Genomic DNA, 713 nt, shown 5'->3' with positions numbered 1-713 from the left:
GCTGATCGGATAGTAGAAATTACATATGACAGTTCAGAGGCAATTCCATGAGCCTTTGGTGACAAACTGGTGAAGCTTTGTTGACCAAAGGCGAAGGGGATAGGACAGCTTTAGCGTTACGTTTTGTCGCCAGCAAACATCAGGATACTCAGAGAGTTGAGCGTTTCACCGAGACTTTCTAGTGAGCTCAAGACCTGTTTGGTCGGCTCATTATCTAGCAGAATTCGACCATCAAAGCTTTTCCCTTCGTATTGCTGTTCATTACACGCATCCACTTGGGGTGCTTGTGTTGAGTTGTCATCCATAGCTAAGTCGTCAGCACTCAAACAGGCCGTTGAGACAAATAATCCGCCTAGAACCACCAACCATTTTGTTTTCAACATAATCTTAAAATTCACAATAAAACACCGTTCAATTTTAATTAATTCTGTTCACCATTTCGAACGATATGACAAAAATTTAGCTTTAGGTCGCCATTTTCTGGCCATAGTTGAGCTATGTTATCGATACTACGAATTGTTACTTTTGGCGAAATTAGGAGGATGACTGGAGAAGATTTCCAATAAAGCGTCAATATGGCTCGGGCTGTGTCTGATAATTGGTTTAGGAGTATTGGGCTTTTTTATTCAGCAAACAGCAGTCAAATACAAAGCCTATGAGCGAGTGGTAACGGTGAAGGGATTGTCTGAGCGAGAATACCCGGCAGATACCGT

General features: G+C 42.2%; 1 protein-coding gene. It reads right to left on the bottom strand.

All coding sequences use genetic code 11. The features are described from left to right. Window positions 1-116: 116 nt before the first annotated feature. A complete protein-coding gene (locus tag R7F64_RS23895) occupies window positions 117-383 on the bottom strand; it encodes a hypothetical protein (protein ID WP_318072152.1) in 267 nt (88 codons plus the stop codon). Window positions 384-713: the final 330 nt, after the last annotated feature.

Source organism: Vibrio sp. Vb1980, assembly GCF_033338615.1.
GTDB classification, from domain to species: Bacteria; Pseudomonadota; Gammaproteobacteria; order Enterobacterales; family Vibrionaceae; genus Vibrio; species Vibrio alginolyticus.
This window is presented reverse-complemented; position numbering and strand designations above follow the sequence as displayed.